The sequence below is a fragment of the Rickettsia typhi str. Wilmington genome (genome assembly GCF_000008045.1).
In the GTDB taxonomy this organism is placed as follows: Bacteria; Pseudomonadota; Alphaproteobacteria; order Rickettsiales; family Rickettsiaceae; genus Rickettsia; species Rickettsia typhi.
Genome location: NC_006142.1, coordinates 495,105 through 510,782, shown reverse-complemented (window position 1 = coordinate 510,782; position 15,678 = coordinate 495,105). Strand labels below are relative to the sequence as shown.

The window sequence follows — 15,678 nt, the reverse complement described above, 5'->3', positions numbered from 1 at the left end:
TAATTTGCAGTAAGACAAAAAAAATAAAGATATAATTATTGATAAATGACATGTTAGGTGATACATGAATAAAATTGATGACGATGTAATAAGTATCTAGACTTTGCAAAAAAGCTCAGATTGACGTAGTAATATCAAAATACCAATACTTAAAGAAGATATCAATATAAAAATGATAATATATACTTTGAGGCATAATACCTTAGATATACTTTACTTGATACACGTACTAAAATTTGTGTTTAGCTTTTCAACACTAACAACATTAAATAAAATCAATTCAAGACTCTTCAAGTAAAATAGCCATGTTACTTGCAGAATGCATATGAATTCAATATATAGAAATAAGACATTTAATAGATTTAAACTTTTATGAATATATTTAATAAAGCTTATTATACATAGATAATTATCTTATCTAAACAATAATCAAATATAGAAACATTAATAAAAACTACAATAACTAATTTAGCTATAGAAGAACAAAAAATTATGGATACTGAAACTAAATTAGAAATAATAGGCTATGTTATAGTAGAAGCTAGAATTGGAGCAAACAAAACAGTTTCTATACCTAAAAAATATTAGTAAAATAGACATTTAGACTGATTTACTGATTTCACAGTAAAAGAAAGCAAAAAATTAAAATAATGAAAATACTTAATATCATGCTAAGTCGTGATCTTGGCGGTATTCAACAAGCATTTTTAGACTATAATGCAGCGCTTGAGATACAGAAAATTGAGGTTATAAATGTCACTTCTTATAAAGCAAAAATAAATTCTTTTCTAAATAGAAGAAGTTTTAAACTAATTAACTTAATACCGATTGACCCATTATCGGTACTTATTCTTAAATATATAATCTACAAAACTCAGCCTGATATAATTATAGCACACGGCAATAGATCAATAAATTTTAGCAAACTCGCTAAACCTCATAATACCAAATTAGTAGGTATTGCTCATAATTATAGTTTAAAAGGACTACGTAAATGTGATTTTGTTATTGCATTAACGTATCATATGAAAGAATTTCTACTAAAAAATCATTTTGATAAATCTAGGATATTTGTCTTACCTAATATGATAAATATTACTAAAAATTTTGTCCCCAATAAAATATATAAAAAAGTTATCGTAATTGGTGTACTCGCAAGATTTGTAGCTAAGAAAGGTATTGATGTTCTCATTAAAGCTACTAAACTTTTAAAAGACAAGAAATATGACATTCAAGTTGTTATAGGTGGAAACGGCAATGAAAAAGATAATTTAATTGCTTTAGTACATAAACTTAATTTACAAGATCAAATATCATTTAAGGGATGGGTTAATGATAGAGATACTTTCTTTAAACAGATTGATATTTTTTGCTTACCATCTCTTCATGAACCTTTCGGCATTATAATACTTGAAGCAATGGAAGCAAGTGTGCCTATTGTTAGCACTGATACTGAAGGACCAAAAGAAATTCTAAAACACCTAAAAGATGGGCTTATATGTAAAGCCGGCTCTATTGAAGATTTAGCAGAAAAAATTATCTATCTAATAGATAATCCTTTACAAGCAGCAGAATTTTCTAAAAATGCCTACCTTAAACTTAAACAAAATTATGATATTAAGGTTGTTTCTAAAAAATTAGAGTATATTTTAGAAAGTTTCAGATAAATTTAAATTAGTCATAAAATGATAATCTATATTGACATATTAGTTATTGTCTACAAATCTCTTTAATACGATTATTCAGATTTAAAACAATAAACTGAATAATTAATATGTAAAAATTGCTGCAAGTAATAACATGAGTAGTATATTTAGATTACTGAAAAATACTTATGACTGAATAAAATGTACTACAAAATATAATTAATAAGGTTACTATTAAACTTTAAAAGCTAAGTTCTATAATTCCACTTAGAAGAGAGTAATAAAAATGTCAGACCGCGGCTTAACAGTATTTAAGACACATCTAATCATTTTTAAAAAATCATGTGATCAGCGAAGCTTAACATTATGTTATTAACAATACTCAAAAAGAATATAATTCGAATTTAGGTAACAAAAGTTATAATAGAAGATATCTCGTATTACAAAACTTATTAAATTATACCTCAGGTTAGAATAGAAATATTAAGTGCAAATTCAGTGAATGCATATATTTTTCATTTCAAAATCAATTACAGAAAACACAAACAAATTTACTAACCTTGAAAAAATCATAAAATAATAATAAATTAAGAATAAATTATTGCAGAAGAACAATATTTACAAATTCTAAGTAATATAAATATTCTTAACGCTAGCGTGTAACTTGATAAAGCTATTATTGTAAATGCTAATTTACAAATCGACTGTAAATTTAGCTAAAGTAACTGATATAACTTATTTAGTATAACTAAATTTAATCTCATAATAAAAGCTTTGTAAAATAGAAGAGAAATGATACTCACCAATATGCAGTTATGATTATATAATGAAGCAGAGACAAGTGTGTTATGATAGTAATTTTACTATATTTATAATCTTTTATTACTGGATGCATAAGACAAGGCACAAAATGACAAATGACATAATATACATATAATATTAATAATTGTTTATTACAGAAAATATTTATTAGTAATTAAGCATATGATTCTTTGTGCATTATTCATGATAATTATTTTGATGTTTTAAGCATTCTGCCATAATATAATAAGCTATAATAAGCAAGAATTTTACTTAAAATAATATTTTTAAACCATTATTCATGTTTAAGCAAGCTCACTCATGTCTTCAGTTAAATTAAAATTTGAAAAACAGTAGTCAATAATATCCAGCATTTGAGTTACATTCATAGTAAGTAACATCACAACTCAAAATGCACTACGAAGCAGTCCTACTGAACTGATCATCTATCTTCATCGTCATATCATAAAGTATACTAATAGGTTACCATATTACTTTTGATACTATGCTCGTATACAGAGTTGAATATTACGAAGTAATTCTGTATAAACATTTACTCAAATTAGAACATAAAAGAAATTACAAAATGCTATAGAATAGAATAAGTTAATAATTAATTTATAAAAATGATAATACACTTTGTCTTTATATCAAGAAAGTTATTGAAATCTTAACTATCAAATAATAATTTGATATAAACTATCCATAAGCAACAAGATATCAATACTATTGGTATAATTAATTCTATATTTTTTCTGCCTATATACTGTTTATTATTTAAACTATAATCATACTATTTTAGTAGTAAGCACTGTTGCTTTTATTGATCTATTTATAATCATTGATAATATGTCTTTCATTGCTCCAACAATTGCATTGATTTTATAGTGATTTAAAATAATCATAAGACAGATCACAAAAAATAAAATATCAAAATGTATTATCACTAATAGCAGTATATTTTACGAAACTTTTATATGAATTACTGAATGAACTTAACTAGTGTTATTACTACTGCTATTTTATAGCAATTATTGCGATAATAGTAACTGTTTCATCATGCCACCTGATCGTAAGATCCAAAAAATATTAATATGACATAATCAATCTGTAAAATGATAACGAATAATCATGATTTATTAATATAGAAAAAACACCTGAACATATTATCAAATAATAATTTAGTTTATAAACTTTATTAGCACATTTAAAAATTACTATGCTTATATTCCACCATTTCTTATTTTTCTTTGAAAAATCTGTAAAGATTTTATGCTTGATCCTGATAGTAAATAAATTTTAGTTTTGACTGAAGCTATGCAAACTATTTCTTTTGATTCGATACTAAAAGAAAAGTAACAAGTAAGTAATTCTTTAAAAAACATTAACATAGATTATTTTTTTAAATCTTAGGTGTTTTGGATAAAAATTATGGGATTAATAATTGTGTGATTTTTATTAGTTTAAAACAATTCAATCAACAAATTTGAACTGACTGCATATAATGGATAAGTTATGCTCAAAACTATATTGAGTTAGTAAGTTTAAGAGACATAAAATATACTAGCTATTACTAGTGACGTATAAATAACAAAAAAATTCAACTATACTACACCTATAATATGATTTGATAACAATAAACTATTTAATTGATTTGTTATTTTTTTTGAGCTCGCTTAAATTTTTTAAAATCTTTTTTGTAATATGTAATCTTGCTTATTAATGCATTTTCAGGTAGGCAATAATTTATAACAATCAAAACTAAATTTTTAAGTTATTATTTAATTATATTTTTTCGGAAGTGCAAAATCTCGAGAAATAAAACTTCTGATTGTAAAAAGATCTTATATAGAACAAGCATTATTTGTGTCATCATCATCTTCACGTATAAACTTTTGCTTTACCTTAGAAGTATTATTATACGGATTACTGTTTTTGATCGGCGGATAATTTACATGCTCATAATTTGTGACAGGTGGTACATAATTTTGATTTACTGTGGCATTTGGACAAGTATATTTTGTGATATCACGCTTAGTTTCTTTAAGCATTGCTTTTATCTGATTTAATTCCTCTTCTATTTTTTTTTCTTTATAGCTATCATCTTTTCTAACTTTTTTATTTGCTTTACTTAAAGTCATAACATTATTAGATTGAGTTGCACTAAATTCTGCTTTTTGTCTTGCTATATCACTTTTAATCATATTAAGATACATTTCACGATTTCTCTTGACATTATCTATTTTCTCACTTATTAAAGGACCATCATTATCATAGTTATCATCAACGTCATTATCATAATCAATATTATCTTCTACTATATTTTTTTTAGCCAAAGCAATATATTTATTATTATATACAGGTTTTCTTTTACCACCTTTAGCACCTTTAACATCAAACAATTTATTGTTTGCTGACCTTTGAAAATAGTTCCGAAAATTATCAGTACAAGATGAAAGTAAAAATATTCCTAAAAATAATATTATAATTTTTTTTAACATAATTATTCCAAAGCTTTTATTATGATTAATGTCATCATATAATAAGCAATTATGCAAGAATAAAGCACTAAAGTGCTATGAACTTAATAAAATTATTATTATTTTGAGATATTTTTGATATTCTTGTATGAAGTAACAACAATATCATGCATTCAAGTAATTGAAAAATGCGTTATAAACTTTAAAACAAGATTACTGTGCCTTTATTATTTGCAATTTTTTTTGCAATAATAGAAAATACATCAAGAGTAAAACTATAGAAAAACAGTATCTTCTATTAAGTTACTTAGCAACAGATGTCCTTCTTGCTTTCTGTTTAATAAATTTTGTGCAGCATCCTCTAGTAACTGTCTATTACTTATCAAATCAAGTATTTGATCAGCTAATTTCTCAGCAGAAATATTATTTTGTTCTAAACACCACCCTGCTTTGTTATCTGCTAATAATTTTGCATTGTAATATTGATGATTATCTGCAGCACTAGGCAGTGGAATAAAAATTGTTGGCAACCCTATATATGTCAATTCTTCTATAGTAGATGCTCCTGCTCGTGAAATCACTAAATTGGCTACTTTATATTGCAATGCAATATTATCAAAAAATTCAGCAAATTCATATGTAATGTTTAATTTCGAGTATATATCTTTTATTTTTACTTGATGCGCTAATGATGCTTGCTGGATTATCTTTAATTCAAGATTTGGCTGTTTTTTCATTAAAATTTCGATACTTGCAGGTATCAGCTCTGAAAATAACTTGGCTCCTTGACTACCGCCAAAGATGAATAATGTAAAAATATTACAATTGGAAAATTTATTATTACGCGCCTTAACAAAATGATTTAATGTGTTTGTTAAGACTGTTTTAGTTAATTTGGTTGGACAATGTTGTGATGCTAAGTATATAAACGAATCTAATTCTCTAATATTCTTTCTAACTATTCCACCAGTCAATACTATTTTACTTTTTGCAAATTCTGGTACATTCTTTATGTCTTCATAAGAAATAGCGATCTTTTTCGCAAAGCGTGCAAAAAATTTATTAACCTTACCAAGGTAAGAATTCTGCTCATGAATTATAATCGGTATTCTTAAAAAAATTGCTGCAAACATTGGTGCTATAACAGGATAACCACCAAATCCTATAATGACACAAGACTTTATATGATAAATTAATTTAATAGATTTTAAAAATGCAATTAATAATGTTGGCAAAAACAACAAAATATTACTAAATCGTTTCAAATCTAAGAGATAAAAAATTATTTTCATATCTTTGTTGATATATTTTTTGCACCTTAAATCAGTAATAAAATGCACTATATAACCACGTTTTATAAGCTCTTCTCCAAGAGCAACTGCAGGAAAAAAATGTCCACCCGTGCCACCTGCTACTAAAATTATTTTTTTCATATTTCAATATTACAAATTTTATATGAATTTAAAGGGGTTCGGTGCCTCGTAAATCCAAGAAGCATACCAGTTGCGATAGCTATTGCAATTGTTGAAGAACCACCATAACTAATAAATGGTAATGTCATACCTTTAGTAGGTAGTAAATGTAAAGTTACACCAATATTAATTATTGCTTGCAGTCCTAATTGTGCAATTATACCACTAGCAGCGAATTGTACAAATTTATCTGTTTCGTTTAATAATTTAATAAAACTGCTTAATACTATAAAAGCAAATATAGCGATAACAATAAGGCAAATAATAGCTCCAAACTCTTCACCTGCTACAGCAAAAATAAAATCCGTATGCGAGTCAGGAAGTACCTGTTTTACTACACCCTCCCCTGGACCACATCCATATAAACCTCCATGCTCAAAAGCCTTAAGAGATTTACTCACTTGATAATTCTCACTACTTTCAGGATCTAAGAATGAATTAATTCGTTGCGTTACATGAGGTAACCAAAAATACGCAATAGTTACTCCTAACATTCCTAAAAAAACAGCTAGCATAATCCAAAATATTGGCATACCTGCAATAAAAAGCTGAATACCGAACACTGCTGTAATCATTACAAGCATTCCGAAATCCGGCTGAATAATTAAAAGAATAGCAACAATAAAATAAAATATTACACAAATTGTAAAACTTGGAAAATCATCATTAAATTTTAGCGCTAATATCCATCCAGTAACAACTTCAAAAAATGGTTTGATAAATTCTGAAGGCTGAATAGAAAGACCTAAAATATTAATCCATCGCACTGCACCTTTTACTTCATATCCAAAAAACTTCACTGCTATTAATAAAACAACACTCATAATAAATCCCAATATTGCAAAACGCCTTAACCATTTTTTATTAAGACATGACAATAATAATATTAATCCTGAAGCAACAGCTAAATAAAATATTTGTCTAGAAGCAAAATAACTTTCTTCAAGCCCTATTCTACTTGCTACTATTGAACCTGAAGTAGTAACAAGCATGAGACTAAAAGCAAATAAAATAATTAAAGAAATTATTATTTGCCTATCGGTACTACGCCACCATAATTTTATAAAGTTATTAGATATTTCATTGTTCATATTATATATTCTTTCAATCAATAGTAATCTTGGTTACAATCTAATCAAATATCCTGAGATTGCTTAGTAAATAATTACTTCCAATGACATTTTTTGATAACTTGATAAACAACTCACCACGCTCCTCAAAATTTTTAAATTGGTCATACGAGCTACAACTTGGTGCTAACAAGATATTTTTTATCTCCGTATTATCACTTACTGCATCCTTATAAGCAATATTGAAAGCATACTCAAGATTATCACATATTACACAATCTATTATATTCTTAGCAGTATTTGCAAACATTGTTTTAGCTTGACCATAAAAATAAGCTTTTTTAATTTTATTAAAATAAGGTTTTATTCCCTCAATACCACCCTCTTTAGGGATACCTCCAGCAAGCCAATAAATATTATCTAGTGCTTTAATTGATTGTAATGCAGATATAGCATTTGTCGCTTTACTATCATTATAAAAACTTATATTATTTATACTACCAATATATTGCATTCTATGATGCAAGCTTTGAAAACTACTTATGGACTCAAGTATTTTTTTAGATTCTACTCCTATTATTTTAGATACTGCATAACTTGCAGCTATATTCTCACAATTATGCAGCCCTTGCAAATTTTTATTCAAAGGCAATTTATAAGTTAAATTATTATCGTGAATTTTATCATCAACTATTGATATACCATTGTTAAGAATTTTAGTAACTGAGAATGGAATTAATTTTATCAACTGCTCTCTCTGTAATAGCAAAAAAATTTTACGACAATAATCATTATCAATATTAATTACTGCATAACTATCTTTATCCATTCGATCAAAAATTTTAGCTTTTGCTGCAATATAACCGTTCATGTCCTGATATCTATCTAAATGATCAGGAGTTATATTAAGAAGCACTGCAACTTTAACTGTAAAGATTTTGACTAAATCTAGCTGAAAAGAAGATAATTCAAGTACATACCCGTCTTTACTTGCCTTAGCTTGTAAAGCAGGAACTCCAATATTACCAGCAACAGTATAGTCTAAACCGTTACTATTTAAGATATGACTTATTAAAGCAGCAGTAGTACTTTTACCGTTTGTACCGGTTATAGCTATAAATTTTAAGTTTTTTGACTTTTCAAATAATAAATCTATATCTGAAATAATTGGAATATTAAAATGATGAGCAATTCTTACTACTTCATGCGTAAGCGGAACTCCAGGACTTAAGACAATTTTATCTAAATCTTGCCATCTTGAATCAGATAAAATAGTAATAAGTTTATTTCCAAACAATTTTTCAAATATATCTCTCTTTGCTTTTAAATCATCATAAACAATTAAATCATATTTATTTTTCAGTTCTTCATAAACAGATATTCCTGTTTTACCAAGCCCGAAAATACCTATTTTTTGTTTTGTATATGCATTCATTAGTCATTGTAGTTTTTTAAGTAAGTATCCAAGACAAACAGATAGCGATTGAATTCAAAAAGAATGTGGAATTAATACAGTGAAGATCAAAAGCTGTGAATTAATACCTAAAATTACAATTCTTATAGAATTAAGTAGCAAATTTTAGAACTGCATCGAGTATATTAGTTCATATCATGCATTAAAGCTTGTTCACCTTCATTCAATTCACATTTCACTTTTATATTATTGTAAGTTGTTTTATTATTTCTAGGATCTATTAAGTAATAATGAGGCGGTGTTTCGAGTGTTTTAACACGCTGTACTTGATATTCATTTGGTCCTGCTGTTGATAGACCTAAGGTTTCTTTTAACTTCTTATTACAAGCAGAAGTAATGAATAAAAGAGTAAATAATAAAAAAATCTGTTTCACTTAAATACCTCTAATTTAAATTATATTTTATCATTACTGACATGATCAGTGTTACGAATTTTTGCAGCCATAGCTTCAATTTGAAGATTATCAAAATTCTCTTTTGATGTTTCTTCAATAACTTTTTTAGTACTAAAATAATCTTCTATTAAGATAATGACTCCTAACGTAATAAAGCAATCAGCTAAATTAAACACGGGAAAGCTATAGTTGCGATAATGAAAATGAATAAAGTCAAAGACAGCCCCTCTACAAAACCTATCAATTAGATTACCAATAGCGCCACCAATAACAAAATTATAACCTACAAAACTACCTATAGTTTTTGAACATATCATCAAATGATATAAATAACACACAATAATCATGTTCGTTATTAAGAAAATAGCATTACTATATTGATAGTATTCACGCATTAAACCAAAGCTAATACCATAATTCCAAGTATAAACCATATTTAAAATAGAAGTCACCTTAAGCATTAAGCCTGGCTTCCATCTTAAATTATTAATAAACCACCATTTGGTTAACTGATCAATAATAACTAAGGTTATTATTATACGACTACTACGTGAGAACGTAAAATATAGTTTTTTAAATAATGAGATCATAGATGATTAATATATTTATAAATATAAGAAACGAATCTAAAAAGGTTTAATCGTTCCAAAAATGAGAAGTGCATACCAATAATGGTACACAGCATCTGTGAAAAACACCAATTTATGAAATTGATCAAGTATCATAAAGACACTGTGTTTATCTCATCAGTATACGACTCCTTATCAAGCTTCACATTTAAAGTTTTTATTTCTTGTTTAAATTGTTTAAATTTTTCTAAATTTTTGCCGTTTAATTCTATACCAGGTGTTGTTTTAACTGACATAGGATTCACATGTTTGCCATCAATTTTTACTTCATAATGTAAATGCGGTCCACTAGCTCTACCTGTACTACCAACATATGCTATAACTTGCCCCTGTTTTACTATACTTCCTACTTTTAAATTTTTTGCAAAACTTGAAGCATGAGCATAGGCAGTAGATAGTGTACCACTATGTTTTACTTGAATAAATTTTCCATAACCTGATTTCCAACCTATCTCCGTTATAACACCGTTTCCAGCAGAATATATAGGTGTTCCGGTTGGAGCTGCAAAATCAACACCTCTATGCATTTTAGTATAACCGAGTATTGGATGTTTTCTATTACCATAATGTGAAGAAACTTTTATCACTTTTAGCGGAGTTTTAAGTAAGCTTCTTTTTACACTTTTACCATCTTCAGAAAAAAATGCATAATTATTCGCATTATTATCATGTGAATAGCGATATATATTATATTCTTTCCCTGAAAGATTTAATGAAACATATAGAATTTTACCATGATGAGAAAATTTACCGTCTTCAGTTATATATTTTTCTGTTATTACTGTTGCAGTATCACCGTTTTTTATTTGACGCTGAAAATCGATTTGATAAGCATAAGCATTAATTAACTCTATTATACTATTATTTGATAAACCAAGCTTTTTAAGAGCTGACATAAAATTTGATTCAATATTTACAGATGATTTAGAAACTTTTTTACTTAAAGGTACTACAATTTCTTCAACTTTAAAATTATCGCCTTCTCTAATTACTTCAACAGTTTTTAGCTTATCAATAATTATAATAATTTTATTTAAGAATGTTATCTCTGAAGTTAAATCCTCATCATCGTTTTCGGTAATTTTTGTTTCATATTCAAAAGTAATTTGCTGACCTATTTTAAGAGTGGAAGATAATTGACCTGCTTTTACTAAATTTATAATTTTTTCTATATCATTTTTAGGGATTTTTTGTTCTACCAAAATTGATTTTATAGTATCACCTTTTTTTACTACTACTTCTTTAAATGAAATTGTTTCTTCTTCACTACTATCCGGCTGTACTAAAGTTATGGATAAGGTATCATTCACATAATTATTAATTGCAAAAGATACAAAAAAAACTAAACCTATAAATAATAACAATGACAAGAAAAATGCAGGAGTAAAGATTTTCTTTAAACGTGCACTAATAAAAGATGATTGTACATTAAAACCATATAGTATGGTATCATTCATTAAAATTGCTCCGAAGATTATTTGAATCAATTTTTTATTACAATAATATGAACTATATATAAATAAATTACAATAAAAAATTGTAAAATTTTGATTACGTAGTTATTATTGATTTAAAATCATGATATGAATAAGATTATGACTAGGCTTTATACACAGTAGTAACTAAAAATGAATGTTCTAAAACATCATAAATAGCATATTATTATAATAATTCTTTAATTCTTTAAATAACATTATCTATGTCAATGATGGAATAGTAGGTGATTTGTTGTGATTTATTAAATCAAAGTCATATTAACATTGCTACGCAAAGCTAAAAAGTAATGTAAAGATTTTAAACGTCAACCTATAAATAATTATAATGAGCAAAAATTTTAAGTTCTTTCACATATTTGTTGATAAAGTTATATATTACCTACACTAAAATAGTTTAATAGATTACGCACTGTTAGTACAGAATATTTCTATAATCAATGCAACATGATCCTAAGTTAATAAATACGAAAGTAATAGAAGTTATAAACTTACTTTAACATCCTAATATTAGGAATACTATCTAGCTCAAATATTATTAAAAATTATAGTGTTTACAAAAATTTATTTATTTTTACTTTAACAAAAAATGCATATCTATTTATACTAATGTAGTAACTTATATAGTTGCTACGAATATTATTAAATATTTGCCAAAACAATCTTATAGAAAGTTTAAAGTAGATATATATTGCTTTAATTTATTTTTTGATTGCTGATAGTAATTGTTTTTCTTCTGAGTCGTTAGCGTGGCAAATAACATTCTAGCATCATGCAAGTCCGAGTATGGATGAGTTATATCATATTCATGATTTTCTGCTTTATATTATTAGAAAAGCTATTATTTTATTTGTTGCTGGATTACTTTGCGTTGTATGTATAAGATATAATGCAACAAATAATCCTGTACCAGAAAAATTTTCACATAATCTTTTAATACAAAATAATTTGAACTGTTATACCTATAATTATCTTAATTATTACAATACAATCTTTTAAAGTATTGCGTCATGCCAAAAAATATCTGAAATTGATTTAATAGTAGGTTATCAATAGTATTGGCATTATATTATATCCTAATTATGATAATTTAGAATTTAACAGCGTAATGATCCTTGATAAGGATTTAAAAGTTGGCCAAAAAAAGATTACTAGATGTTGATAATCGAATTTTTATTCTTAAATATACTACAATAAGATTTGTTATTACTTCGTCTGATGTAATACATATTGTTGCTGTACCGTCACTTGGTTTTAAAATTGATGCAGTCTCAGGAAGCATAAGTGAAACATGGACAAGAGTTACTAAAAAAATGAGTATATTACGGACAATGCTTTGAACTATGTGTAATCAATCACGTCTTCATGCCAATTGCAATAGAAGTAGTAAGTAAGGAAGATTTCAACAATTTGATTGCCCTCAAGAATAAGATTGCTATGAATAGTAAAAGTTCAAAATTAACATCCAAATAATAAGAAGAATAAAGAAATCAATCTTAAATAATGAATTTACTTTAATGTGGAAATTTATTTTTTTAGGATTTAGAGTCTAATTAATTCCATAAGAACGTGGTAGAGATATTCTAATATAAAATTTAAGAAATTAATTTAAATTACAATTGCTATGAGCTTTTTAACAAATATAGAAGACCTAAATTGTGATAATTAACATACTCCAAACTTGTTTATGAGGAGGCTTTTTGCTACTAAATCACCAAAATATTGGAATTATGTTATCATATTTGCGATTTTTTCTGAAATTGTCTGAGGGTTATTTTCCTTTATTTTTAGGTTAGAGCTTGCAATGCCAGGCTGCACTTTCTTAAATCATGATTTTCAGTTATATAACGTGCTTATCACGGTACATGCTATTATTATTCTTTATGATTCTGCATACATTATTCAGTGAATTTGGCAACTATTTTATACCTCTATTATATAGGAGAAGCTGATATAACATTTCTATGCCTTAACAATACTAGTTTTTGGCTACTAATTCCAGATTTTCTTTTACTTATTAGTTCAGCTTTTCTCGGAACTATATGGCACTCTACCATCTTTTAAGTAATTTGAACGGTCATACAGGTACAGCAGTCGATATAACTATTTTAGCTTAAATTTAACCGGACTCTCATCAATACTCAGATCAATTAATTTTAATCATTAATATAAATATGCTGCGATGGAGTTTTTCAAAATGCTATTATTCTTGATATTAGTAACTGCATTTCTGATAATCTTAGCTATACCTGTGCTTAGCGTAACTATCACTATGCTACTTACCGATCATAACTTTGGCACTACTTTGTTTAAACCTTGTGGTTGTAGTAATCCTTTATTATTTCAATATCTTTTTTTGCTCATCCTGAAATATACATGGTTATACTCCAAGGCTTGGGCATAGTAAGCTATGTTGTTTCAACTTTTTCACGTAAACCTATATTCGATTATCAAGGTATGGTTGGAGCTATGATCATAATAATCCTATCAAATTCTGAACTTGATAAAATCTTACACGATACATATCGCCTATTTACATTATACGATGTCTCTCAGTGCTTTATTTGCTGCATTTATAGGCTTTTATTATTGGTTTGGTAAAATATCCGGTAAACAATATCCAGGAATTTTAGGCAAAATTCATTTTTTCATTACATTTATTGGTATTAATTTAACTTTTTTCCACAAAATTTTTTAGGTCTTGCGGAAATACCAAGAAAAATACCTAACTACCCTAAATGGTTTGCAGGCTGGCATATGATTTCATAAATAGGAGCATGGATCTCTATGTTTGCTGTTTTTTTGTATTTATCGTTTTCGACATGCTAAAATACGGCAAAAATTGTACAACAAATCCTTGAGGTGATTGCGCTGATACAATCGAATGGAAACTTAATTCACACCCATTATTCCATACTTTTGAAATACTCCCACATATTGTGGAGTAATTTATGGCAATCAATTACTAGTTTTTCCAAACAATACACAGCCCATGTTATTAATGTTTTTCTAAACGATGGTAGCAAATTTTTAAATTAAACTTAGCAGACACGCTTAGTATTGAGTATAATGTGATCTTTAATGTAGAATACTATATTATGCTTTATTGCAAGTTCTTAAATATAAGATACTCCACAAAAACTTAACTAGAAATGGTACAAGAGTGAATTTTTAAAAACATCTTTTAGATTTATTAATAAACTTAATCATAATACTCCTATAATAATAGATTACCATTACATCATTTAATAAAGACTAAAAAGCTCTTCATAATACATTTTTAATATACAAAAATAATAAATCGATAACACAATGCAAGAGAAACCAATTATAGGTATAACACCTGATTTAGCTAAAAATTGTCAAAAATATACTTACGCTGATTTTCCATGGTACGCCTTGCGACGCAACTATGCCGATGCGATTATTGCAGCTGGTGGTATACCGGTATTATTACCTTATCAAAGTGATACAATAAATGAGCTAATGGAACTTATTAATGGTATTGTAATTCCAGGTGGTGATGAAGATATACATCCTAAATTTTATGAGCAAAAATATGCTGAAGATTTAGTAATTTCTAATGAAGAACGTGATCATTTTGAGATATTAGTTTTAAAAAAAGCATTAGAGAAAGATATGCCTGTTTTAGGAATATGCCGCGGTATGCAGTTATTAAATGTTATGTTTAAGGGCACACTTATTAAACATATTCCTGACTATATTAAACATTTTTCTAAACTAACGTATCGAAAAAAATTTGAAAGCAAAACTGAAGCATTTGCAACTAAAGTGTACACATTACCAATAAAATTAGAGTTTGATCATGAACCTATTGAAACTATAATTAACCATATACAACCTGCACCTAAAAACATAGTTTCACATGCAATTAATATAGAAGTAAATACTAAACTTTCTAAAATAGCTAATAACTGTTTACAAACTATGGTTAATTCAACTCATCATCAGGCTATTAAAAAACTTGGTAATGATCTTATTATATCGGCAAAAGCAGAAGATGGTATAGTGGAAGCAATTGAAGCGACAAAACATAAATTTGTTATCGGCGTACAATGGCATCCTGAATATATGAATGATAATGGAGTAGATTTACAATTATTTAAAGCACTAGTAAAAGCTAGTAAGTAAAGATTATCAATATAATTATATTAAAACTATTTATTATAATCTAAGCTGTATAAAATATACAACATT

The 15,678-nt window shown here is 26.8% G+C and carries 9 protein-coding genes and 2 pseudogenes; 4 read left to right on the top strand and 7 right to left on the bottom strand.

Annotated elements, in window-relative coordinates:
- Positions 1-650 precede the first annotated feature (650 nt).
- Positions 651-1,667: a glycosyltransferase family 4 protein gene (locus tag RT_RS02005; protein ID WP_011190861.1), complete on the top strand. Its 1,017-nt coding sequence runs from the start codon at positions 651-653 to the stop codon at positions 1,665-1,667.
- A gap of 2,624 nt (positions 1,668-4,291) precedes the next feature.
- Here the strand turns inward: RT_RS02005 and RT_RS02000 are convergent.
- The 7 genes from RT_RS02000 to RT_RS01970 form a co-directional block, all read right to left on the bottom strand.
- On the bottom strand, positions 4,292-4,948 hold the full coding sequence (locus RT_RS02000; RefSeq protein WP_011190860.1) for a hypothetical protein: 657 nt from the start codon (positions 4,946-4,948) through the stop codon (positions 4,292-4,294).
- Positions 4,949-5,202: 254 nt separating this feature from the next.
- On the bottom strand, positions 5,203-6,360 hold the full coding sequence (gene murG / locus RT_RS01995; protein WP_011190859.1) for an undecaprenyldiphospho-muramoylpentapeptide beta-N-acetylglucosaminyltransferase: 1,158 nt from the start codon (positions 6,358-6,360) through the stop codon (positions 5,203-5,205).
- The gene (ftsW, locus tag RT_RS01990; RefSeq protein WP_011190858.1) at positions 6,357-7,490 is read right to left on the bottom strand and encodes a putative lipid II flippase FtsW; all 1,134 of its coding nucleotides are present in this window, start codon (positions 7,488-7,490) and stop codon (positions 6,357-6,359) included. Before ftsW ends, murG begins: the two co-directional genes overlap by 4 nt.
- Before the next feature lie 40 nt (positions 7,491-7,530).
- The gene (gene murD, locus RT_RS01985) at positions 7,531-8,904 is read right to left on the bottom strand and encodes a UDP-N-acetylmuramoyl-L-alanine--D-glutamate ligase (RefSeq protein ID WP_011190857.1); all 1,374 of its coding nucleotides are present in this window, start codon (positions 8,902-8,904) and stop codon (positions 7,531-7,533) included.
- A 164-nt stretch (positions 8,905-9,068) separates the two neighbouring features.
- Entirely contained in the window at positions 9,069-9,317 is a 249-nt protein-coding gene (locus RT_RS01980; RefSeq protein WP_011190856.1) for a DUF3035 domain-containing protein, read from the bottom strand.
- 20 nt (positions 9,318-9,337) lie between these two features.
- The gene (gene lspA, locus RT_RS01975; protein ID WP_011190855.1) at positions 9,338-9,928 is read right to left on the bottom strand and encodes a signal peptidase II; all 591 of its coding nucleotides are present in this window, start codon (positions 9,926-9,928) and stop codon (positions 9,338-9,340) included.
- Positions 9,929-10,059: 131 nt separating this feature from the next.
- Positions 10,060-11,424, bottom strand: a complete 1,365-nt coding sequence (locus RT_RS01970) for a M23 family metallopeptidase (RefSeq protein ID WP_011190854.1) — start codon at positions 11,422-11,424, stop codon at positions 10,060-10,062.
- A gap of 720 nt (positions 11,425-12,144) precedes the next feature.
- Between RT_RS01970 and RT_RS04400 the strand changes: the two are divergent.
- The 3 genes and pseudogenes from RT_RS04400 to RT_RS01950 all read left to right on the top strand — a co-directional run bounded on the left by RT_RS04400 (position 12,145) and on the right by RT_RS01950 (position 15,612).
- Positions 12,145-12,933 (top strand): annotated as a pseudogene (locus tag RT_RS04400) (cytochrome c oxidase subunit II transmembrane domain-containing protein).
- A 214-nt stretch (positions 12,934-13,147) separates the two neighbouring features.
- Positions 13,148-14,408, top strand: a pseudogene (locus tag RT_RS04525) (cbb3-type cytochrome c oxidase subunit I).
- A gap of 364 nt (positions 14,409-14,772) precedes the next feature.
- Positions 14,773-15,612, top strand: coding sequence for a gamma-glutamyl-gamma-aminobutyrate hydrolase family protein (locus RT_RS01950; protein WP_011190853.1), 840 nt, complete (start codon positions 14,773-14,775; stop codon positions 15,610-15,612).
- The last annotated feature ends 66 nt before the right edge of the window (positions 15,613-15,678 follow it).

What these genes read in the sequence shown, in the direction of transcription:
- RT_RS02005 (WP_011190861.1), top strand. Translation starts at nt 651, where the DNA reads ATGAAAATACTTAATATCATGCTAAGTCGTGATCTTGGCGGTATTCAA.
- ftsW (WP_011190858.1), bottom strand. Translation starts at nt 7,490, where the DNA reads ATGAACAATGAAATATCTAATAACTTTATAAAATTATGGTGGCGTAGT.
- murG (WP_011190859.1), bottom strand. Translation starts at nt 6,360, where the DNA reads ATGAAAAAAATAATTTTAGTAGCAGGTGGCACGGGTGGACATTTTTTT.
- RT_RS02000 (WP_011190860.1), bottom strand. Translation starts at nt 4,948, where the DNA reads ATGTTAAAAAAAATTATAATATTATTTTTAGGAATATTTTTACTTTCA.
- murD (WP_011190857.1), bottom strand. Translation starts at nt 8,904, where the DNA reads ATGAATGCATATACAAAACAAAAAATAGGTATTTTCGGGCTTGGTAAA.
- RT_RS01970 (WP_011190854.1), bottom strand. Translation starts at nt 11,424, where the DNA reads ATGAATGATACCATACTATATGGTTTTAATGTACAATCATCTTTTATT.
- lspA (WP_011190855.1), bottom strand. Translation starts at nt 9,928, where the DNA reads ATGATCTCATTATTTAAAAAACTATATTTTACGTTCTCACGTAGTAGT.
- RT_RS01950 (WP_011190853.1), top strand. Translation starts at nt 14,773, where the DNA reads ATGCAAGAGAAACCAATTATAGGTATAACACCTGATTTAGCTAAAAAT.